At 48.2% G+C, this 21575-nt stretch carries 16 protein-coding genes; 4 read left to right on the top strand and 12 right to left on the bottom strand.

Annotated elements, in window-relative coordinates:
• On the bottom strand, positions 1-489 hold a 489-nt coding region (locus ACQY33_RS02020; RefSeq protein ID WP_428073484.1), incomplete at its 3' end, for a hypothetical protein.
• Positions 490-699: 210 nt separating this feature from the next.
• Here ACQY33_RS02020 and ACQY33_RS02015 point away from each other — a divergent pair.
• Entirely contained in the window at positions 700-5832 is a 5133-nt protein-coding gene (locus tag ACQY33_RS02015; RefSeq protein WP_428073483.1) for a PAS domain S-box protein, read from the top strand.
• Between the two features lie 181 nt (positions 5833-6013).
• Here ACQY33_RS02015 and ACQY33_RS02010 read toward each other — a convergent pair whose 3' ends face one another.
• The 5 genes from ACQY33_RS02010 to ACQY33_RS01990 form a co-directional block, all read right to left on the bottom strand.
• On the bottom strand, positions 6014-6745 hold the full coding sequence (locus ACQY33_RS02010; RefSeq protein ID WP_428073482.1) for an MBL fold metallo-hydrolase: 732 nt from the start codon (positions 6743-6745) through the stop codon (positions 6014-6016).
• Positions 6742-8055 carry a thymidine phosphorylase gene (locus ACQY33_RS02005; protein WP_428073481.1) on the bottom strand — a complete coding sequence of 438 codons (1314 nt, stop codon included), beginning with the start codon at positions 8053-8055 and terminating at the stop codon, positions 6742-6744. The genes ACQY33_RS02010 and ACQY33_RS02005 overlap by 4 nt, the downstream gene beginning before the upstream one ends.
• A gap of 116 nt (positions 8056-8171) precedes the next feature.
• Entirely contained in the window at positions 8172-9650 is a 1479-nt protein-coding gene (locus ACQY33_RS02000; RefSeq protein ID WP_428073480.1) for a hypothetical protein, read from the bottom strand.
• A gap of 10 nt (positions 9651-9660) precedes the next feature.
• A complete protein-coding gene (locus tag ACQY33_RS01995; protein ID WP_428073479.1) occupies positions 9661-11046 on the bottom strand; it encodes a hypothetical protein in 1386 nt (461 codons plus the stop codon).
• Positions 11047-11274: 228 nt separating this feature from the next.
• Complete coding sequence (locus tag ACQY33_RS01990) at positions 11275-11883, bottom strand: LexA family protein (RefSeq protein WP_428073478.1); 609 nt, start codon at positions 11881-11883, stop codon at positions 11275-11277.
• Positions 11884-12052: 169 nt separating this feature from the next.
• On the opposite strand from ACQY33_RS01990, the gene ACQY33_RS01985 reads away from it, so the two are divergent.
• On the top strand, positions 12053-12559 hold the full coding sequence (locus tag ACQY33_RS01985) for a type IV pilin protein (protein ID WP_428073477.1): 507 nt from the start codon (positions 12053-12055) through the stop codon (positions 12557-12559).
• Positions 12560-12611: 52 nt separating this feature from the next.
• On the opposite strand, the gene galT is transcribed toward ACQY33_RS01985, so the two are convergent.
• From galT to ACQY33_RS01960, 5 genes are read right to left on the bottom strand one after another with little or no spacing between them, the layout of a single operon-like run.
• Complete coding sequence (galT, locus tag ACQY33_RS01980; RefSeq protein ID WP_428073476.1) at positions 12612-14117, bottom strand: UDP-glucose--hexose-1-phosphate uridylyltransferase; 1506 nt, start codon at positions 14115-14117, stop codon at positions 12612-12614.
• Between the two features lie 8 nt (positions 14118-14125).
• Positions 14126-15100: a UDP-glucose 4-epimerase GalE gene (gene galE / locus ACQY33_RS01975; protein WP_428073475.1), complete on the bottom strand. Its 975-nt coding sequence runs from the start codon at positions 15098-15100 to the stop codon at positions 14126-14128.
• A gap of 48 nt (positions 15101-15148) precedes the next feature.
• Positions 15149-16321 carry a galactokinase gene (locus tag ACQY33_RS01970; protein ID WP_428073485.1) on the bottom strand — a complete coding sequence of 391 codons (1173 nt, stop codon included), beginning with the start codon at positions 16319-16321 and terminating at the stop codon, positions 15149-15151.
• Between the two features lie 21 nt (positions 16322-16342).
• Positions 16343-17293 (bottom strand): DUF5107 domain-containing protein, encoded by a 951-nt coding sequence (locus ACQY33_RS01965; RefSeq protein WP_428073474.1) that lies wholly within the window; start codon positions 17291-17293, stop codon positions 16343-16345.
• Between the two features lie 45 nt (positions 17294-17338).
• A complete protein-coding gene (locus ACQY33_RS01960; protein ID WP_428073473.1) occupies positions 17339-17776 on the bottom strand; it encodes a cytidine deaminase in 438 nt (145 codons plus the stop codon).
• A 69-nt stretch (positions 17777-17845) separates the two neighbouring features.
• Here ACQY33_RS01960 and ACQY33_RS01955 point away from each other — a divergent pair, with 69 nt between their 5' ends.
• Complete coding sequence (locus ACQY33_RS01955) at positions 17846-18448, top strand: GDSL-type esterase/lipase family protein (RefSeq protein WP_428073472.1); 603 nt, start codon at positions 17846-17848, stop codon at positions 18446-18448.
• A gap of 96 nt (positions 18449-18544) precedes the next feature.
• Here ACQY33_RS01955 and ACQY33_RS01950 read toward each other — a convergent pair whose 3' ends face one another.
• Positions 18545-19279 (bottom strand): sugar isomerase domain-containing protein, encoded by a 735-nt coding sequence (locus ACQY33_RS01950; protein WP_428073471.1) that lies wholly within the window; start codon positions 19277-19279, stop codon positions 18545-18547.
• A gap of 51 nt (positions 19280-19330) precedes the next feature.
• Here ACQY33_RS01950 and ACQY33_RS01945 point away from each other — a divergent pair, with 51 nt between their 5' ends.
• The gene (locus ACQY33_RS01945; protein WP_428073470.1) at positions 19331-21358 is read left to right on the top strand and encodes a phospholipase D-like domain-containing protein; all 2028 of its coding nucleotides are present in this window, start codon (positions 19331-19333) and stop codon (positions 21356-21358) included.
• Positions 21359-21575: the final 217 nt, after the last annotated feature.

The raw sequence follows: 21575 nt of genomic DNA, 5'->3' as shown, positions 1-21575 counted from the left end.
TTCCAAACGAAGCTGATTTGCGTTCGTGGTAATTTGGTTAATGCGGCTGGCCGGATCGTTATACCCGCTGGGGCCCACAAACCGGGCGGCGCCCCCGTTGAACTTAACGTTTAAGTTCCCGGTGCTGCTGGAAGAAACGCAGTTTTCTAAAGAAGAAAAACAGGCTCCGCCAAAATCCAATGTAGGCGTCGCTGGAAAAGTGCTTAACACTGCGGCTCCGTCATTTTTTCCTTTGCGGCCGTCCAATAACGGAATGTCATAGGCTAAAGCGTCGGATTCGCTTTCGTTAATGCTGACTGTTCCGGCGGAACGTACTTGCATGGACTGCGCCGTCAAGCCCCCTTGGAAAGTTGCCTTTTCAGACACTTTCAAGCGTTCATATTGGCCTAAACGTGCAGGGTTAAAGTTAATGGTTTGAATCACTTCCGCTTGTACATAAGCGCAAGGCACCATGGCAACCATCAGCCCTGTTATAAATAGTTTTTTCATACGCACTTCCTGTCAAAAGTGGAATAAAACAACAACAACTTTAATTATACATACTTTTGCTACTAAATATAGTATACGAATTTTGAAACATCTTTCAAGCATTTTCTACAGAGCAAAAACGGTTGCTTTATTTAAAAGTAATTTATTAATATAAAAAGGAGTATATGTTTTTATTAGCAAAATTTCGCCTATTACGGGGAACGATAATATATGACCAAAAATTTATACGCCTTATTTTCTGAACCGGAGGAAAATGCCTCTTCCCAGCCTGAAGGTTTTACCCGCGGTGTTTTATTTTTTATGGAACGTTTACCCTTGGCGGCTTTGCTGGTAGATGGTAAGGGAAATATTGCTTTTGCCAATTCGTTGGCGGGGTTATTGTTGAAAGGGGTCAAAAAACCTTTTGAAGGCGGAAATATGGCGGATTTTGGCCTAAGCGGAAAAGATGTTATTTCTTTATTGACCGGAAAAACAGGTTCTAAAATTTTAAAAGAAATAACAGACCAAAAATCACAGAAAAGAAAAGTCACGCTAGGGGCCAGTGTATACGGGGGATATGGTTTATTAACGTTAGAAGAAACTTCCGCACTGGCAAGCGCGGAGGAGGAAAGGTGTTTCTTGCGCAATGTGGTGGACCAATACCCCTTTGCCGTAAGCGTGCAAAATTTGAAAGAAGAATGTTGCCTGTGGAATAAAAAGGCCGAAGAATTATTTGGTCATCCCGCTTCTGAGTTGCTTGGCAAGGAAGTGTATCCTTTTCTGCCTGCGGCTATTTTAAATTCTTTAGAAGTGATGGACCAGGAAGTAAAGGATTCCGGCAAAGCGCGCGCAAACGCTCATATGCGTTTTGTAGACGCCGCCGGCAAGGAAAGAACCTTGTGCGTCAGCAAAGTGCCGGCTTCCGCCCCCACCGGAGAAATGGCTTATATTCTAACCGTGTACGAGGATATTACCAACCGCCTGAGTGAGGAGCAGGAAACCGTTCAAATGCGCAATTTGCTGCAGGCCATAGTAGATAACGTTCCGGTGGGATTGTATACCCGCACGGCGGACCGCCGCATGACGTTTTTTAATAAACAAAGCCAAGTAATTTTTAATGAAGTGCAGCCCCGTTTTGCCAATTCTCCCCATGCTAAACAAACCCGTGAATTGATTGACGCCTACCACGACCGGGAACAAGAAATTTTACGTACCGGAAAAGTGCAGGAATATCCCGATGAAGTATATGTGGACCGGGCCGGCAACACGCGCATTATTCATATGATTAAGGTCCCTCTTACCAAAACCGGGCCGGAACCTATGGTTTTGTCTATAGCGGAGGATGTTACCGAGCGCCGCAAGCAGGAAAAAGAAATTGTGCGCATGAATAAGTTGTTGCAAGCCATTGTAGATAACGCGCCGATTGGTTTGTATGCCCGGGCGAGCGATGGGCACATGTTGCTGCGCAATAAAAGCTGCACCGGCATGTTTGGCAAAATGGATGCCCAGTCTTTTGCTTCCAACGGCGCCCTTCCGCATGAAAGCAAGGAAGACGTTGCCTCTTATTTAGGAAGAGAATTTTCCATTTTAACAACAGGGAAAACCTTAGATATTCCAGAGGAAAAATATGTGGCTGCGGATGGAAAACATAAGCTTTTTCACTTAATTAAGGTTCCCGTTAAGGATGAGGTAAACCAGTTAAATTTCGTTTTGACGCTGGCCGAGGATATTACGGAAAAGAAAGAACAGGAAATCCGCCTGGCCGAAGCGCACAACTTCCGCCAAGCGGTGTTGGATAACGCGCCTTTGGCTATTTACGCCCGCGGCGTGAACAACAAAATGTTTTTTATTAATAAAAAAGCGCACGAAATTTTCTTGGATGAGACGGAATATAAAGAAGAAAACAACTTTTACGGTAAACGCGAGAAAGCTATCTTCGCCGAAGGGAAAGTGTTGGATATCCCTGCCGAGTGGTATACCACCCGCCGCGGCAGCAAAGTACTTTTGCACTTGATTAAAGTTCCCGTGTATGACCAGAAAGGCAACCCTTTTATGATGCTCACGCTGGCTGAGGATATTACCGAAAAGAAACAACAGGAACAGGAAGTCATTAAAACGCGCAACTTCCTGCAAACGGTAATAGATAACTTGCCGTTGGCTCTTTCCGTTAAAAATTATGAGGGAAAATATATTTTATGGAATAAAAAGAGCGAAAGCCTTTTTGGGGCCCAATCTGCCGAAGTGATAGGAAAAAACCATTACCGGCAAGACATTACGCCCGAACAGGCCGAGTTTTTAGCCTCAGCGGACCAGAAAGTATTTGAAAGCGGAAAAGAATTAAATGTTCCGCAGGAACTTATTTCCACCGCTAATGAGGGTGTAAAAATCATGCATACGGTAAAGACTCCCGTGTTTTTGCCGGACGGAACGCCCGATTACTTGCTCATGGTGTCTGAGGATATCACGGCCAAAACAAAAATGGAAAAACAAATCCGCGAGGCCAATGACAAGAACACCTTATTGTTGGAAAATGCCCGGGAGGGTATTGTTATATTGGAAGACGGAAAAATTATTTATTCCAACCGGGCCGCCGCTCATATATTGGGTTTTTCTTTAGAAGAAGACATGCAGCAGCGGGTGTTGTTGGATATGGTATCCCAAGACCATAAGATTTTTGTGCAGGAACATTATGAAGCCATTTTAAATAATATAGGAGACGCCCAGTCTTCTATTGAAGTGCATTTTATCCGGCCGGACGGGCACCGTGTGGAAACGGAATTTGCCGCCATGGCGTCACGCTATTTAGGAAGAAGAATTGTCATTTGTTTTATTCGGGACGTTACTTCCTCCAACCGTGTATTGCGGGACCTGAAAACCGAACGGGAAAATTTCCGCGCCGCCTTTGAAAGCGCCGTTATCCCGGCGTTGGTAATGAACAGCAAGGGTTATATTACGGTAATGAACCGTTCCTGCCGGGAGTTATTCCATTTCGGGGCGGAAGATAAAAACTTTTATCGCAACGTGTATTTAAAACCCGCCATGACGCTGTCCGTTCGCAAAGAGCTTCGCCAAGGAAACAGCGCCACCATGGAATATGTCTTTGATTTTGAAAAAGCAAAAAATAAATTTCCCGGCCGTATTGACGGGGAAGGCCAAATACATTTAGATGTTACTTTTGAGCCTATCAACCGCCGGGATACCAAAGACGGCAGCGTAGAAGCGGATTATGTGGTGTATTTGGTGCCTAAACAGCAGGTGAGTTTGGCCGTTCCGCCCGCTGCGCCAAAGGCTCCGCTTCCTCCCGCGGGGAAAGGGCATACTTCGGGTACCGCCCGCCGGGTGATTAGAAAGAAAAAAAACGCCGGGGTGGATGCTTCTTTGGCCGCTCAAGCTTTACGCAACCCGCTCTGCCCGCCGGCGCCGCCTGTTTCGGCAAAAATCATGTTGCCTAAAACGGAACCCTATGCCGTGTGTAATACGTTATTTAAGATTACGCAATGCAATGATTTGTTCTGCTCTTTATGCCAGCTGGACCAAAACGAATTGCTGGGCAAGAGCCTTTTCAGCTTATTTGACGAAGACAGCGCCGCTTCTTTGCGGGAAGATTTGGGTTCTTTGTCTGCGGAAGGCAATTTGGATAACCGGGAATATAATTTGCGTTTATCCAATAGTTTGGAAACGGTGGCCGTGCGCTTAAATGCTTTTAAAGAAGCGGACGGAAGTTATTTATTTGTGCTTCGCAATTTGGCGTTTCACCGGCAGATTATGAAAATTTTAGAGGAACGTTCCGCCCAGTTAAACGCTTTGTTGGACGCTACGGACGGAGTGGTTTTCTCCATAGAAGCTCAAAAAGGTTCTTTTGGCCGGGTGGAGCAAGCCAATAAGTTTTTGTCTAAAATGTTGGAGTATACGCACGATGAGCTGGTGCGTCTGCAATTTAAAGACCTGTTTGTAAAACCGGGGGAACGCCCTTCCGCTAAAACACTGCAGTGGCTGCAAGGGTTGGAAGCGCAGTTCTTTCAAGAGGGAAGACTGAATTTTTCCGCCGGCGTATTCCGTAAAGACGGGACCCGCTTTAATGCGGAAATTACGATGGTTCCTTTAGATTTTGCCTCCCACGGTACAGCCCTGGTTGTGGTGCGGGATATTTCTACCCAGTTGGATAAACTGGCGCAGGATTCCCAGCAGGCGCAGGAGCTGCGCAGCGTGCGCCAGGCGCTGCCCGGGATCTATTTGAAGACGGATAACAACGGCCTGGTATTGGAAGTATATTCTAACTTAGATTATTTAACCAATAAACAGGCGGCCCAGCGGTTTGTGGGCAAAGTGCCGGCAGACTATTGGCCGGAGGAAGTGGCCTCCAAAGAATTGTTCGCTATTAAAGAGGCGCTGTCCATCAATATTACCACGCATTTTGATTTTACATTAAGTGAAAATGGGCATGTGTTCTCCTACGAGGCTACCGTCACCCCCATCACCGGGCGGGACGAGGCCGTCATTTGGATTAAAGACGTAAGCGAAAAGCAAGAGCAGGATGGGCGCGTGCGTGAATTGTACGACATCAGCCACCAACCCAATCTTTCTATTACCGAATGGGTAGACAAAATACTGGCCTTTGGGCAGCGTGTATTTAAGGCGGAAGTGGGCATGGTGGTCCGCTTTGCGGACTCCGGCGCGGCGGAGATGAGCGTGGTGTATGTAACCCAAAATGATTTTAATATCCAGCGGTATATGGATTTCCCTATTGAGGAATGCCTGCAAGATGTATTAGATGACAATGTAGCCCTGTTCCCGGATTTAGGAAATACTTCTTGTACCCGCTGCGTGCATAAACGCAAAGAATTTTCCGCCCTTATTGCGGCCCCCATTTGTGTGGCGGGTAAACCGGCGGGAGCGTTGTGTTTTGCGTCCCGGCAGGCGCGGCGCTCTTTTGAGCCGGGTGCCGAGGAGCTTATAGGGTTAATGGCGCGTATGCTGAGCTTGCGCATAGAATTGCGCCAGGCCGGTAAAGCAGTGAGCGAGACTTCCCAAAGTTTAACGCGCACCTTGGATTATATGGACTTCCCTGCCGTTATGATTGGGCTGGATTACCGCATTCGTTCCGCCAACGCGGCCTTTATAGAGGCTACTGGTTGCCGGGTGCCGGTAAAAATGGAGTTTTTTGACCGCTTTATACACAAGCCGGCCTCCACGCGCGCGGCATTTAAGGCGGCGTCGCAAGACGGCTCGGCCAAGGCGTTTAGGCTTCGTATGGATTTGCAAACAGAAGATGAAACCTATGTTTCTACCGACTGGGACGCCTTTGCCGTAAAAGACGCGGACGGAAATTGCGAAGGTTACGCTTTGATAGGCGTTAAAAAATAGTATTTCCGCCAAACATATTAAACCCCCGTTTTTAAGGCGAGGGTTTTTTATGAATATTCATTTCTTATGGCGGGGGCAAAAGGCGTATACAAACAGACGTTTTATTTAAAATAAAGAAACCGCTTTTTCCTGCCAAGACCTATTCAGTAATCACCCCCTTCTTGACGAAGGGGGTGATTGATTAACGGATTTTAATTTTGTCTCCTACGGCTTGTTGCAGGGCTTCTTTATCGGCTTGTTCGTAATGGTACGGATATAAATTTTTGGGCTGAAGCCGCTTGGCCGCGTCCACAAACATTTCATCCGTCATGGTGTAAGGTAAGTTTTTAGGCAGGAAAGCCACATCTGTCCCTGCCCAAGAAGCCATTTCCTCAATATTTTCCGTATCTCCGCCTATATATAGGCGGAAATCTCCAAAGTGCAGTATATAGCCGTTGCCCTCTCCCTTGGGGTGGAAAAATCCTCCGTCCGGCCGTTTATGCCACAGGTTATAGGCTGGTACGGCTTGTATCGTTAACCCATTCCAGGAAGCGCTGTTCCCATTATTTAATGTTTGTACCGTGAAGGGGCCCATTTGCTCCGCCGCTTTGGCGGAGGCGATGATTTGCGTGTCCGGCGTAACGGTTGCTTTCCAGGCGGCGGGATCTAAATGGTCATAATGTTCATGGGTGATAAGCAGCAAATCCGCCGGCGGCAGCTGGGTATAGTCCGCCACTTGGCTAAACGGGTCAATTTGAATGGTTTTGCCGTTCCAGCTTAACATAACGGACCCATGGCCCAGCGGGGAGACAAGAACGTCTCCCAGCGGGGTGGAATATTTATCCCCCGGAGCGGCGGAAGGTTCACTGTCCCCGCCGGCGCTGCTGCACGCCCAGGCGGCGCATAAGATGAGTAACGGAGCCCATTTTTTCATTTAATAATCTCCTTAATAATTTTATAGGGTTTGGGCTTGGCTTTGCTGAAAGTGACTGCTTTGGCAAATAAGTCTAAACCGGCGTTTAAGCGTTCTTTATCGGAAGCGTATAAAGTGGCTACTATGTCCCCTTTTTTAACGCCGTTCCCGCCTTTTTTGTGCAGCCAAATGCCGGCGCCGTAATCAATGGAGTCTTCCATGCGGTTTCTGCCGGCCCCCAACAATACGCTGGCTTGACCGGTTAATTTAGCGTCAATATGGGCTACATAGCCGTTTTGAGGGGCTGTAAATACCGCTTTTAATTTGGCGGGTTTAAAATATTTTTCCGGTTCGTCTATTGCCAGCGGGCTGGCCCCTTGCCATTTAATCATCTCGCGCATTTTGGCGGCGGCTTCCCCGTTGGATATTTTTTCTTCCAATAATTTACGGGCTTTAGCGGTGTCTTTTTGTTTTCCGCTGATAACCAGCATATGGGCGGCGGTTTCCAACAGAAGTTCATAAAAATCAGGGGCCAAATCTTTTTCACCTTTTAATATGCGTATGGATTGAAGCATTTCATTGCCGTTGCCCACGGCGCGCCCTAGGGGTTGGTCCATATAGGTAATCAGGGCGCGGCATTTAAGGCCCAATGATTTAGCCGTATTTACCAGCGCGCGGGCCAGCTTGCGGCTGTCGGGCAGTTTTTGCATAAAAGCGCCGGATCCGTATTTAACGTCCATTAACAAACTGGTTACGCCTTCCGCGTATTTTTTGGAAAGAATACTGGCCACAATAAGCGGGCGGCTTTCTACGGTGGAGGTAGCGTCCCGTAAAGAGTAAAGTTTTTTATCCGCCGGGGCTAAATCTTGGGTTTGGCCAAACATACACACGCCTAATTTTTGAATTTGGCGGCGTATCAATTTGGCGGGGACGCGCACTTCAAAATTTTTCATGGATTCCAGTTTATCCAGCGTTCCGCCGGTATGCCCTAAGCCGCGGCCGGACATCATGGGAACCGCCACCCCCATGCAAGCCACCAGCGGGGCCAAGGCCAAAGAGATACCGTCCCCCACGCCGCCGGTGGAGTGTTTGTCCGTCTTAGGCAGTTTTATGTCTGAAAAATCCAGCCGCCCGCCGGAATAGGCCATGGCTTTGGTGAGCAGGGCTGTTTCTTTATCGGAAAGAGGATTTAAAAAACAGGCCATTAAAAAAGCGGAAAGTTGGTAATCCGGAACGGTTCCTTTCGCCGCGGCTTGGGCGATGAAATCAAACTCTTGCGCGGTTAAAGATTTATTGTCGCGTTTTTTTGCAATCAGGTCAATCATTCTCATAGGTGCCACCTCCGTAGATTTATACTGCCTGTTGGAACTTTCAGCATAGCATTTTACGGTTGAAAATAGAATACTTTCAAAACAAAAAAGGCTTGGAAGCTCCAAGCTTTTTGTGTTTATTTAAAACCCGATGTTTTATATAGTCCTAAAATTTCTGTTTGTATTTGTTTGCTGCGCGCGTCCAGTTTGTCTTTCAGTTCCTGCAAGTGCTGCAGATCCAGCTGGCAGTATAATTGGTAGGACAGCTTGTCCATTCTGCTGGTTGGGTCTTGCGGCAGGGGTTGGCGTTTTATCTGCTGCAGCTGGTATTTGCGGGTAATAAAACGTTTTTCTATATGGGATAAACGGTTTTGTAACGTTTCATAATAGCTGGATAAAGCAAATAACCGCCGCTGGCTGCTAAATACCCCTGTTTTGGTTTGCAGAGGGGCTTTTTGAATTATTCCGGCGGAAACAGTCGCCTTTTCACGCGCGGCTTTAATTTCGGCGCGTAATTGATGCGTGATGGCGTTCTCCATCGGGTGCGCCAATAAATAGAAAGCGGCGTTGGGTTCCAAATACGTCAGGGCGGCCAAGATGTCTTTTCTGTTGTCTTGTTTAAGAAAGACGCCTAAATCAAAGAAAGCGTTGGCTTGCTGTTCGCTCCATTTTTCGCCTTTTTTTAATTTTTCAATTAATACCAGCTGTGTATCCCGCGCATATTGCGTAAGAGAGGGGGACTCCTCCTGTTTTAAAATTCCCGGGGCTTTTAATGCGGGAATTTTGTGAAACACTCCCATATATCCGTATGCTAACTGATAGCCTATCACATCATTTATGTGGGCAAAATGCAGCCACATTTTTTGTTTTTGGTAGGGAGTAAGGAGGGAATAAGTAATAAAATCCATAGCGGCGATGAAATTTTGGGGCGGATTGGCCGCCAATTTATGCAATGTTTCACGCGCGGAAAAAAGAGGATCTTTTTCGTCTTGGGGCATTTGGGCCGGGCCGATGGTAACTTCGTCCCAGTCTTTTTCTCCCCATGAAAATGTATCCTTTCTGTTTTGAGAGGCTTCTTGTATAAACTCCCATTTTTTGGTTTGTTGGGCGTTGGCCAGGGTGCGCTCATGGCGGCGTTTTAGCCAGTTTATTTTATTGGCGGTTAAACTGGAAACAAATCCATCCTGCGGGCGCATGTGGAGGGTTAAGTGCGCTTCCTCTTCTTGCAGGCGCCGGTTTAAATATTGGTGTACCTGGCCGGCGTAGCGTTGCTTTTCAGCGGCAGAGGCATTGGGCGGCGGAGCCGGGGGAAGTGTTTCCCCAATAAGGGTTAATGTTTGGGCGTATTGCGCAAAATGGGATTCATTCGGAAGGTTTGGGTTTCGGCGCAGGGTGCGGCTAAGTTCGCTTAACGCCAATAGGCGGTTTTCCAAGGCCACGCTTTCTTCCAGAGAAAGCGGTTTAAGGCACGATCCGGCGGAAGTGGAACTGCCTTTCAGTTCTGCTGAGGTTTTTTTGAATAAATTTCCCCATTGTTTTGGGGTTTTTTGCGCATATGAAGGTATGCTAAATAAACTTATGCATAACAATGCCGTAAAAAATGAAATGTTGTTCATAATAATGCCTCTAGTTTGCTATTTTGGGAGAAAGGGCTTCCAGGGAGTTTAACTCCGCCTCTATATTTTCCAAGTGGTTCCATACCACATTATGCAGTTTTTTTAACCGCATATAATATGCCTTTACATACAATTTTTGGGAAAGGGCCAGCGGCGTGTTCATAACCGTGTTGGGTTTGTTTTTTTCTTGCTGTTGAAGAAATTCTATTGCCCCTATACGTTGTTTTATATTATTTAAAATATCGGTATAAGCCGTGTCCCAATGTCTTAATAATTCCAAATGGGCCTGTATTACCTGACGGTTTGCCTGAGCGGAAAGCGGCGCTTTGGGAAATCTTAACCCGGCGCTGCGGGCTTGTTTCAGTTTTTCTTCTATGGCGCTTCTGCGGACTGTTTCGTTCGGGTTCAGCAACAGCCATTGGGCGGTGGAAGGGTCCAAATACGTAAGCGCGCCCAGCACGGCGCCGGATTCTTCTGCCGGCAAAAGGGAAGCCAAATCCAAAAATAAATTGGCTTGTTCTTCACTCCAGGTTTTTCCCTCTTTTAACGGTTCTATTAACAGCGCTTCTTTATGGCGCAGGTAAGTGAGTAATTCTTTGCCCATAGCCGGGGGGACCCAGCCGTCCATTTTAACCGCGGGTATTTCGTGCAGCATATTAATGTATAAAAGGGTTAAATCCGGGCCGGCCAATTCCGCGGTTTTGGCTACATGCCGGCTTAAAGCTAATTTTTGCTGGGTCGTTAAGTTGGTATTAAAAATTTTATCAAACACTTGGCTCAAAGAAGAATATTTACCCTGTGAGATCTCTTTTGCGGTTACCCCGCAAGCATAGAGCGGATGCTGCGGATTAACCGGGAATTTGGTGGGGCCCATGGAAACGGACTGGCGGCCGGGTGTTTGCCAGGAAAGATGCTTCTGGCCGTTCAAAAAGGCTTCTTGGAAGCGGTTAATGTGCTGTTCGTTGTCTCTTAAGAATAAGAATTGTTTTTTAGCGGAACGTGCGGGAAAAGATAAGGGAAAAACAAGCTGCTGCGTTTGCTGCGACAGCGGAGCAATGTTTTGGCTTAATATGTCAAATACGGTTTTTTCGTCCGCTCCTTCCGGGATATATATTCCCAGTTGTTTTAATAAATCCAGTTGGGGTTTAAACTCTTTATCCTGCAGTATGCCCGGCATGCGGACAAGGGCTCTTCGTACTTGTTGGAAGGCCAGAAGTTGGTTTTCTTTAAGAAAGAATTGTTCCGCTGTTAACGCTTTTGTTGAGCCGGCCGTTTCCAGCGCTTTTTGTGCGGCTTGTTTTAAATAACGGCTTTGGGCGAATAAAGAGCCGGCCGGCGCTAAAAAACAACCGGCCAGCAACAAAATAAAAAAATAGTTTTTATCGGCGTGTTTCATATTCTTTATATGCTATCAAACAGAATTGTACGCCAACAAGGGTCATAGGGCCTATATGGGTTTAGGCCTTTTGGCGCCGCAACTGTTCCCGGTACTACCGGAAAAACACAAAAAAACCGGGGGCGTTTGCGGCCCCCGGTGAGGTTACGACTAATTGCCCCAGGGTTTTTTAACCGCTGCGGCGTTTGCAGGCGCGGGGTTTCGGCCTCCCCGCGCGCAGCAGGAAAACTAACAGCTTACGTTTCTTTTGATAATGCTTCTGACAATGCCTTCTACATGAAAGGTTTGCGGGTCCGCCACAATGGGGGTATAAAACGGGTTTTCGGACTGTAAGATCACGCTGTCCCCGTCTTTGCTAAAGCGCTTTACCATTACTTCCCCGTTATTTACGCAAACCACCACGTCTTTGTTTTTGGGGGAGTGGTTTATTTCCACAATCAGCCAGTCTTTGGGGGAAATGAGATGTTCCATAGAGTCCCCTTTCGCTTCCACCATAAACCCTTTGCAGGCGGGGAAATACACCATGCTGGGGTCCACCGGTACAATGCGGGTGGGGGTGCCGTCTAAAATGGTTCCGGCGGGGCCGCATTTGGCCATGCCGTACATTTTTAAATAGATGACGTTGCGCTCCGGGTCTTTTAAAATAATATAGTCTCGCGGGTTGGCCGGGTTGCGTTTTAAATAGCCTTTCTTTTCCAGCTGTTTAATGTGGTGGAAAACCACACTTTTGCCGCATACGTCCAACCGGTCGGCCAGTTCTTCCATGGTAAGCGGGTCCGAAATATTATTTTTTAAAATTTCCAGCAGTTTGATTTGTTTGGGGTGTAAGGCTTTCATAACGCCTCCCGTTTTATACCTTTTATTTTGTTCTATATTTTGTTCTATAAAATTTTTTATAAAGATGTCAAAATTTATTTTTTAAGTTGAGGCGTTTTATAGGGTCTTGCATTGTTTTTTTTTTTTGATATAGTGAGTTTTGTGTTAGGTATAAGGAGGGATATATCCTATGGAAAAAAACGCAGGATTTACATTAATGGAGCTGTTAGTTGTTGTGTTAATTATCGGTGTTTTGGTAGGAGTTGCTTTACCACAGTATACTAAGGCGGTAGAAAAGTCCCGCACTGCGGAGGCTTTAACTTTGTTACGCAATTTATTAACTGCAGAAAAAAGTTATAAATTGGCTAGTGGGGATTATACTTCTGATTTAACTCAGCTAGATTTAGATCTGCCGGGTTTAGATGCGGCTGATCCCAGTGTTTTTAAGACAAAAAATTGGAAGATATCCGTGCGCACGGATAATTGGGAAAATAATTTGTTGGCGGCTTGGGCAGTACGTACCAAGGCAGACGGAACAGTGATTCCGTTGGAAAAGGGGGGATATACTATTTTGTTGAGGGTGTCCGCCTTTAATAATGAAAAGGTCACGCGCCATTGCCGTGTAAGTTTAGGCAATTCGGCGGTGCCGGCTATATGTAAATCTATTAGTGGACGTGAAGACGGATATATTTACTAATATTGGGTGTCATATAAAAACCCCGGGGTTACTATCCCGGGGTTTTTTATCTTTACAGTTTCTTTAAAAACCGCTCAAACGCGGCCTGCCCATCGGGCGTGCGTTTATAAACGCCGGCGTATTCCAGCACGCGCGCAAACACTTTGCCCACTTCTTTTTGCAGTATTTCCTGCGTGCTCGTTTTGGTAAACGTGTATTTTGCCAGCATTTCTTGCGCCCAAGGGGCGTGTTTGGCTAAGGCTGGGTCTTTTTGTATGGCTTTTATATCTTTCTTAATAAGAAGCGGCTCTAAATCCGCCAGTTCCTTAGCCAAACGCGCGGGCAGTACGGCCAGGCCCATTACTTCAATGAGGCCGATATTTTCCTTTTTAATGTGGTGTACTTCCTCGTGCGGGTGGAAAATACCCAGCGGGAACTCGTCCGTCGTGCGGTTGTTGCGAAGCACGATATCCAGTTCAAACGCTTTGCCGCGGCGGCGGGCAATCGGCGTAACCGTATTATGCGGCGTGCCTGCGGTTTTGGCTAAAATATCGGCCTTGGGGTCGCTGTAAACGCGCCATTTTTTCAGGATATAGTCCGCCGCTTCAGCCAAGTCTTTTTTGCTGCCTTGCAGGCGGATGACGCTCATCGGCCATTTGACTATACCCGCTTTCACGCGCGGGAATTTGGCCAGTTTAAACGTTTTTTCTATGGGGGCTTTTTCCATAGCAAATACGTAGCGCCCGCCTTGGAAATGGTCGTGCGTTAAAATGGAGCCGCCCACAATGGGCAAATCCGCGTTGGAGCCTATAAAATAATGGGGGAACACTTCCACAAACGCCAGCAAACGCTCAAAGCTTTTTTTAGTCAGCTTCATCGGTTCGTGCGTATCGGAAAGGAAAATGCAGTGCTCGTTATAATACACGTAGGGGGAGTACTGCAAAAACCAGGGTTTTCCGTCTTGCAGCAAGTCCAGGCCGATTAAACGCAAATTCTGGCGCGCCGGGTGGTTTGTGCGGCCGGCGTAGCCCTCGTTTTCTTTGCATAACAGGCAGGACGGGTAAGAAGCCGGCGCGGCTTTTAAAGCGGCGGCGATGTCTTTCGGGTCCTTTTCCGGTTTGGACATATTAATCGTAATGTCCAGCGCGCCGTATGGGGTGCGGGCCTTCCAGTGTTTGTTTTTGGCTACGCGGGCGGTGCGGATATAGTCCAATGCGCGGGCGTCGTGGTAAAATTTATCCGTTGCTTTTTTGGGGTTTTGGGCCCAGAGCTCAAAAAATTCGTTTTCCACTTCCGATGGTTTGCGCGCGAACACGCCCATTAATTTGGTGTCAAACAAATCCCGCTGGGTGACGGTGTCCGGCTCAAAGAGTTTTTGTTTGGCGGCCCAGTCACAAATTTTTGACAGGATTTCACAGGGAAACTCCGGCGTGGCCCCTTTAAAGCCGGAGGGGGAATAATCGCTCAATTTCAGCAAATCAAGCAATTGGTTGCGGGCCCAAACCTCGTCGGCCGGGGCCAGGAGCTCTTGGTCTATGGCGTAGGCGATTAGCTGGTCAATTAACAAATAGATGTTCATTATTCCTCCTAAAATTTGCGGTGCTGTTCCCAATTCCAGGCTGTTTGAATGATTTTGGTTAAATCATATTTGGGTTTCCAGCCCAGCACTTTTTGGGCTTTGGCGCTGTCCGCCACCAAAACGGCGGGGTCTCCCGCGCGGCGGGGGGCTGTTTCCACCTTAAAATCTATGCCGGTAATTTCTTTGGCTTTTTTAACGAGCTCCGCCACGCTGTATCCGCTTCCGCTGCCCAGGTTGAAGCGTTCGCTTACATTGTCTTTAAACATTTTTTCCAGGGCTAAAATATGCGCGTCCGCCAGGTCGTTTACGTGGATATAGTCGCGCACGCAGGTTCCGTCGGGCGTGGGGTAATCGTCGCCAAACATTTTGATGGACGGGCGCTTTCCGGCGACCGCCTGCAGCACAATGGGGATTAAGTGCGTTTCCGGCGTGTGGGATTCCCCAATGTCGCCCGATTCATCGGCCCCGCTGGCGTTAAAATAACGCAAAGCGGTGGATTTTAAGCCGTAGGCGGTGTCAAAATCTTCCAGCATTTTTTCCACCATGAGTTTGGTGTTGCCGTACGGGTTGATAGGGCTTTGGGGGTGGGTTTCGTCTATTTTGGGCTTAACGGGTTCCCCAAAGGTAGCGGCGGTGGAAGAAAACACAAAATATTTAATGTTGTTTTCCACCATGGCGTCTAATAAATTAAGCACTTTGGCTACGTTGTTGTGGTAATATTTTGAGGGTTCTTGCACGCTTTCGCCCACTTCAATAAACGCGGCAAAGTGCATAATGGCGTCTATCTTGTGTTTTTTAAACACTTCCGTCAGGCGGGCTTTGTCCCCCAGGTCGCCCAGTTCAAAAGGGTATTGGGATACGGCTTCTTTATGCCCTTTGGACAGGTTGTCCAGTACCACGGGGTGAAACCCCTTTTCAGCCAGTCTTTTTACGGTGTGGGAACCGATATACCCCGCCCCGCCTACTACCAAAATATTTTTCATAGTTTGTCTCCGTTACAGTAAAACTTTGTTATTAAAAATAAAAGCGCGTTAGTAAATTTTTTCCATTTGGCGCGCCGGGCCGCCAATTTTGGCGATATAAAAATCCGCCTTGAGGCCGGTTTTCTGCGTATAGGTTTTGCCCACGGTGTCTATTAATTGTTTTACCGCGCTGTCTTTTACCAGGGCTACCGCGCTTCCGCCAAATCCGCCGCCCGTCATGCGCGCGCCCAATACGCCGGGCACCGTCCATGCCGTTTCGGCAATGACGTCCAGTTCCGGGCAGCTTACTTCGTAATCGTCACGCAGGGAAATGTGGGACTGGTTCATTAACTTGCCAAACGTTTCCACGTCTCCTTTGCGCAGGCACTCGGTAGCTTGCAGGGTGCGTTGGTTTTCATACACGGCGTGTTTGGCGCGTTTTTGTTCAATGGGGTCTTTAATTAAATCTTTGTGTTTTTCAAACTCCTCAATGGACAGTTCCCCCAGCGCTTTAATGGGCAGCTTGGTTTGCAGGGCTTTGAGGGCGTTTTCGCTCTCGCGCCGGCGGTCATTATAGCCGGAATTGACCAGGGAATGTTTTTTATTGCTGTTAATAATGACAATGGAAATGCCTTTTAAATTCAGCGGTACGTATTCATATTGCAGGGTGTTGCAGTCCAGCAAGATGGCGTGGTCTTCTTTGCCCATGCCGCTGGCAAACTGGTCCATAATGCCGCAGTTCATGCCCACAAATTTATTTTCGGCTTCCTGCCCCATTTTAACCAGTTCTATTTGCGGAATGTTTAGCTGAAACGCCGTATTTAACGCCACGGCGGTGGCCAGCTCTATAGAGGCCGAGGAGGACAGCCCCGCCCCCGCCGGTATATTTCCCCAAAACAGCATTTCAAAACCTTGGTCTATATTGTAACCGCGGTTTTGCATAACATGCAGTACGCCCAGCGGATAGTTGGCCCAGTCTTGTTCACGGTGAAAGGCCACATGGTCTAAATCCGTTTCAATAATGCCTTGGTGCGCCAAATTTAAAGAATGCAGCCTGATTTTGCGGTCATCGCGTTTGCATAATACCACATGGGTGCCGAAAGACAGCGCGCACGGAAACACGTGCCCGCCGTTATAATCCGTATGTTCCCCGATTAAATTTACCCGCCCCGGGGCGAAAAAATACAGTTTTGTTTTTTTGAATACTTCGTTAAACTTATTTCTCAGCGCAATCTGGTTCATTTGATTCATAAATTATCCCCTTTATTTAATAATGATTTTAAACTTCCAGTTGTACTGCCCCAGCGGCGCGATAACCGCCGCTTTTTTGATTTTGTTTGCTACGTATAAATCGTCATACACGCCGGTGCAGGGCTCTAGAGCAATGTTGTAGTCCCCGCGGTAGCCGCCTTGGGTTTTCCATACGCCCAGGTAGGGTACTTTGTCCGCGTCGTAGCGGTAGATGATTTTATCTCCGTTGTCCGTATGTTCGGCCCCGCACCAGCCGGCGGTGTTTTTTCGCGTGAAGTAGAACTTTTCGCAATTATTGGCGCTGACGGGCTCCGTGGCGGCCAGGTCTAACGGCAGGCCGTTTACGTCGGTAGTCAGCGGGTAATTATGCAGGGTTCCCCACGGGCCCAGGCGTTTGGTGCCGTGTTCCACCGTGATGACTTGGGTTAAATTATCCGGTATCAGCAGGCGGGTTTTTGGGGAGCATGCCAAAAGGCAGTGCGGCGTCCAAATAAATTTAAAACCGCCTTCTTCCAAATTGGTTACGGTGTAGTGAAATGTAATTTCATTATCCTTAAGCGTAATTAAGCGGGACAGCGTATACGGAAAATTTTCACTCCGCACAGAGGAAATCAGCTTATTTCCTCCGGGGGCCAGTTCCCATTTCCATTTCATGGCCCACACTTCGCCGTGGTCCGGCACGGGGATGTTTTTGTATTCTCCGTCCGGGTAGGGGCAGGCGTCTATGGAGGGGAAAACCTCGTCAAAACCGCTTGAGTCAAATTGGCTAAACGGCGCCCCGTAGTGGGGAAGCGTCAGTTTTTCTTTAGGGCTTTGGAATAAAAATTCCCGCCCCGTGGATTTTTTTACCAAGCTGGCCAGTTTGCAGGCGTAATCCGGCAGGAAAGTAAGGCGCAGCTGGTCATTTTCCAAATAAAAGGCGTTTAGACCTTTGTATGTGGTGTGCAGCATAATATCCCCCATAGCCGCTGACCTCTTAGCTAAATAAAAGCGCGGTTGCCCGCGCGTTTACTTTTTATGGGTGGTAAGTTGAAAAGCCAGCGGCAGTAAATCTTTCAAAGTTTTTGTTACCACAACGCGTTTTGTTCCCTCCAGCATACCCATATAAACAGGCGCGTTGGGTTTCATAAATTCGGCCAGCACCTGCCGGCAGGCCCCGCAGGGGGAGTTTACTTTCGCCCCCGGCAGTTTCCCGCTGACCAGCGCCAACGCCAAAATTTCTTTTTCGCCCGCTCCCACGGCGGCAAATACGGCATTGCGTTCCGCGCAAACGGTTAAACCGAACGAAGCGTTTTCTATATTGGTGCCCGTGTAAACGCGTCCGCTGCGGGCCAAAACAGCCGCCCCTACCTTAAAATGGGAGTAGGGGGAATAGGAATTTTCCCGCGCCGCCTGGGCCGCGTTTAACAGGGTATTTTCAGTGTCTTTTTTCGTCGGCCTCTTCATACTCTTATTTTATAATAACAGCCGGAAAAGTCAATCCCTTCCGGGCGGGATATTTCTTATAATAAACTTATGCGAAAATATTTTTTATTTATGCTATTGTTGTTTGGCGCGGGGTGGTTTATGTTCGGGGGGAAAACGGAAATTAAAAATGTAGGCAACCCGGGCAAAAACATTGTGGCGTTTGGGGACAGCCTGACCGCCGGCTACGGCGCGGGGAAAGACCGCGCTTACCCGGCCGTGCTAGGCCAAATGGTAAACCGGCCTGTCATTAATTTGGGTTTATCCGGCGACACGGCCGCCAACGCGCCCAGCCGCCTGCCCCAAGTATTACAAGCCGAACCTTATATGGTGCTGATAGAATTTGGCGGAAATGACTATATGCGCGGCGTTTCGTTTGCGCAGACAGAGCAAGCCATCCGCCAAATAGTGGACGAAGTCCAATCCGCCGGCGCCATTGCCGTGTTGGTGGACACGGGCGGTTACCCGGCTATGGGGCGCTACACCAAGCTGTACAAACAAATCGCCAAAGAGAAACAGGCCCTTTTCGTGCCCGGTATTTTGGACGGCATTTTTGGCAAAAGCAAATACAAAGCGGACCCTATCCACCCCAACGCCGCCGGTTATGAAATGGTGGCGCAAAAAGTACATAAAGCCATAAAGCCTTATTTATAAAATAAATCCCATACGCAAACATGGCCCGGCGTTTCAGCCGGGCTATATTTTTATGTAGAAGCCCCGGCTTAGCCGGGGGATATTTTTATATGTATGTTATAAATGCTTAATGCGGTTTTTGTAAAGCTGGCTGAGCCGCTCGTTGGTTTCGTCGTTTCCCGGCAGGTTGCTGCTTTGGTATACGGGCAAATTTACGCCTTGCTCGGCCAATATCTGCGCCGCGCGGAAAAGTACCGCGTGAAAGACGGCGCAGGCCGCCACGGTGGAAAGCGGGGCAAGCTGAAGCCCGTCCAGTTCCAAACAGGTTTCATTGGCGGCGCAGTGGTTGTCCAGCGCCAGGTCCGCCGCGTCAAAAAGCATAAGCCCGCCGGAGTGGCGGGAGCGGCTTTTTTGGTGGGCGTGCTTGGCTGATACGCTTACCGTTTTTACGCCTTTTTCTTTAGCGTATAAAACGGCGTCAATGCCGGCCGGGTTGCGCCCGGAGTTGGAAAACACAAATAAAATGTCTCCCTTTTGCAGGTTGTGTTGGGCCAGTATGCGGGGGGAGTAGCCTTCTTGTCTTTCCAAACGGGTGCCGGTTGCCGCACCGTGCATAAATTGCAGTTCCGGCGCCAAAATAACGTTTACCGCCGCAAAACAGCCGGAGCGGTGGAACGGCTCCAGCGCCGGGCTTAGGCTGTGCCCGCAGCCAAAGGTGTGGATAATATTTCCTTGGCAAAGCGTTTGGGCCGTCCACTGGGAGGCGGTTTCTATATAAGGGGCTTCGGCCCCGTCCAGCTCTGTGAGCAGGCTGGCTATGGCGTTAAAATAAGGGTGGGTAAATTGTTTCATGGCTTTATGGTAGCATATTGGGCCGTATACAGGATTTGCTAAAATAAAAAAATGAGGTTGAAAATTTTCCATTTCATTTTTTGTTTATTAGCAACTTTTATGCTGTGCGCCTGCGCCACCCAGCAGCGTAAAGGCCGCCAGGTGTTAAAAGCCGTAGACGGCGGGCAAATCAACCCGTCTCAAGCGTTTACTTCCGCCCAAAAATTGTTTATCCGCTATGATATGGAAGGAAAAAGCTTTTACTTGCAGGCCAATTTAAAAGAGCTGGAAGAAAACCCCCGCCTGAGCGTATTGGGTTTAAGCGTTCAAGCGGCCGACGGGAAAACCACCCCCGCCCAGGCGCAGGCGGTGGCCTTGGCCGGGACGGATTGGTTTATTTTACTGCGTGATACGCTTCTTTCCCTGTTGCCGCAAAACCCCATGGAAGGCCGGGTAATTTTTATTCAAAACTATGAAACCATGCTTTACCGCCGCCAAGACGGCACGGCGGATTTGGTAGAGTTAAATGACGCTCCGGCAGACGTAAAACTGGTGGGCAGAGTATCTTCCCAAGCGTTTCGCACGCTGTTGTATGAACGTTTAAAACAGGCGGTTATTGCCACTCAGGCACCTTATACAAAGTATTTGCTTACGCTGCAGAACGTTCCCTTGTCTCCCTTTTTATATGTAGACGTGGAAAAAGACCAAGTTATCCAGTTGAAACTGCCGGATTATTACCAAGTGGAAAAGGAAATGACGGGGCTGGGCTTTTCGCTCTCATTTATTTATTCCTTTTTTGTAAAAAGCCATTTGTTTGGGGTGATTAAGGCGCCGTTTACGTCCACGCACAGGTTGGTTTCCATGGGCACGTCTACGCTTTATACCGCGCTTCCGCCTAAAATAAATGATTTGGATCAAGTGCCGCCGCTGGCTTCTTCTGGCGAGGAAATGGATCTGCAAGATTTTAATAAATGGCTGGATAAGCACGTCAGCCGGCAAAATTACAAGGCGCATGTTACCCTGCTTATTGACGGGGAAGAATTTTTCCCGCATTTTATTTTAGCCATGCAGCGCGCGCAGGAGTCTATTTTTGTGCGCACCTATATTTTTGCGGCGGACCCTTACGGCCTGAAAATAGCCGATATGCTGCGTGAACGCTCCAACGACGGGATTGACGTGCGCGTGATAGTGGATGAGTTAAACACCATTTTAAATTCCGTCAAAGACCCGGAATTTACCCCCGGCGATCATTTCAAAATGCCCAAAAGCATAGACGATTATATTGAAAAAAAATCCAAAGCCGCCGCCCGCACCCATTTAAATACCTGGAGTAATTTTGACCACAGCAAAGTGTATATTGTGGACCGCAAAATAGCTTACACCGGCGGCATGAATATAGGGGAAGAATACCGCTATACTTGGCATGACATGATGCTGGCCCTGCAAGGCCCGGTGGTGGGCCGGCTGGTTAAGAATTTTTATGAAACCTGGTCTTTTACCGGCTGGGGGGGAGATTACGCCGCCGCCTACCGCAAGCTGTTCAGCAAACGCTCCCGCGACGTAAACCGAGAAGTCCCCGGTATGATAAACGTGCGCCTGATGTATACCAAACCTACCGACGCGGAAATCTTTAAAGCCCAGCGGGAAGCCATCCGCCGCGCCAAAAAACGCATTTATATACAAAATGCGTATTTCTCAGATGACCGGATAGTGGATGAACTGATTAAAGCCCGCGGGCGCGGGGTGGACGTGCGCGTTATTTTGCCGGGTGAGAACGACATCGGCATTATGGACGCCAACAACCGCATTAAAGCCAACCAGCTTTTTAACAACGGGGTAAAAGTGTATTTTTACAACGGCATGAGCCATGTAAAAGCCGCCCTGTATGACGGATGGGCGGTGGTGGGTTCGGCCAATTTTGACAAAATGAGCCTGTTTATAAACAGCGAAATGAGCCTGGGGATAGACGACCCCGCCTTTGTGGCCGAGTTGGAACAACGCCTGTTTGAGAAGGATTTTACCCACTCCAAACCCATGACGCAGGAGTTGGACATCGGCTGGGCGTCTTTCTTGGTGGACGCGTTGACCAACCAGCTGTAACGCGCGCCGGCAAGCTTCCTTTATTAACTGTATTTGCTGTTTTGTATAAAAGCCCATAAAAAACCCCGCTTTTTAAGCGGGGTTTTTTATAACTACTGCTCACAATAAACCCCGGGCGTAAGCCCGAGGGATGGAGTGTGTATCCCCAAATCTTCATATTTAGTACCATCTCAATATGGAACTTACCAAATTAAGCCACTGCGTTTATCACTGCCGA

The sequence above is a fragment of the Candidatus Avelusimicrobium aviculae genome (genome assembly GCF_949292495.1).
In the GTDB taxonomy this organism is placed as follows: Bacteria; Elusimicrobiota; Elusimicrobia; order Elusimicrobiales; family Elusimicrobiaceae; genus Avelusimicrobium; species Avelusimicrobium aviculae.
This window is presented reverse-complemented; position numbering and strand designations above follow the sequence as displayed.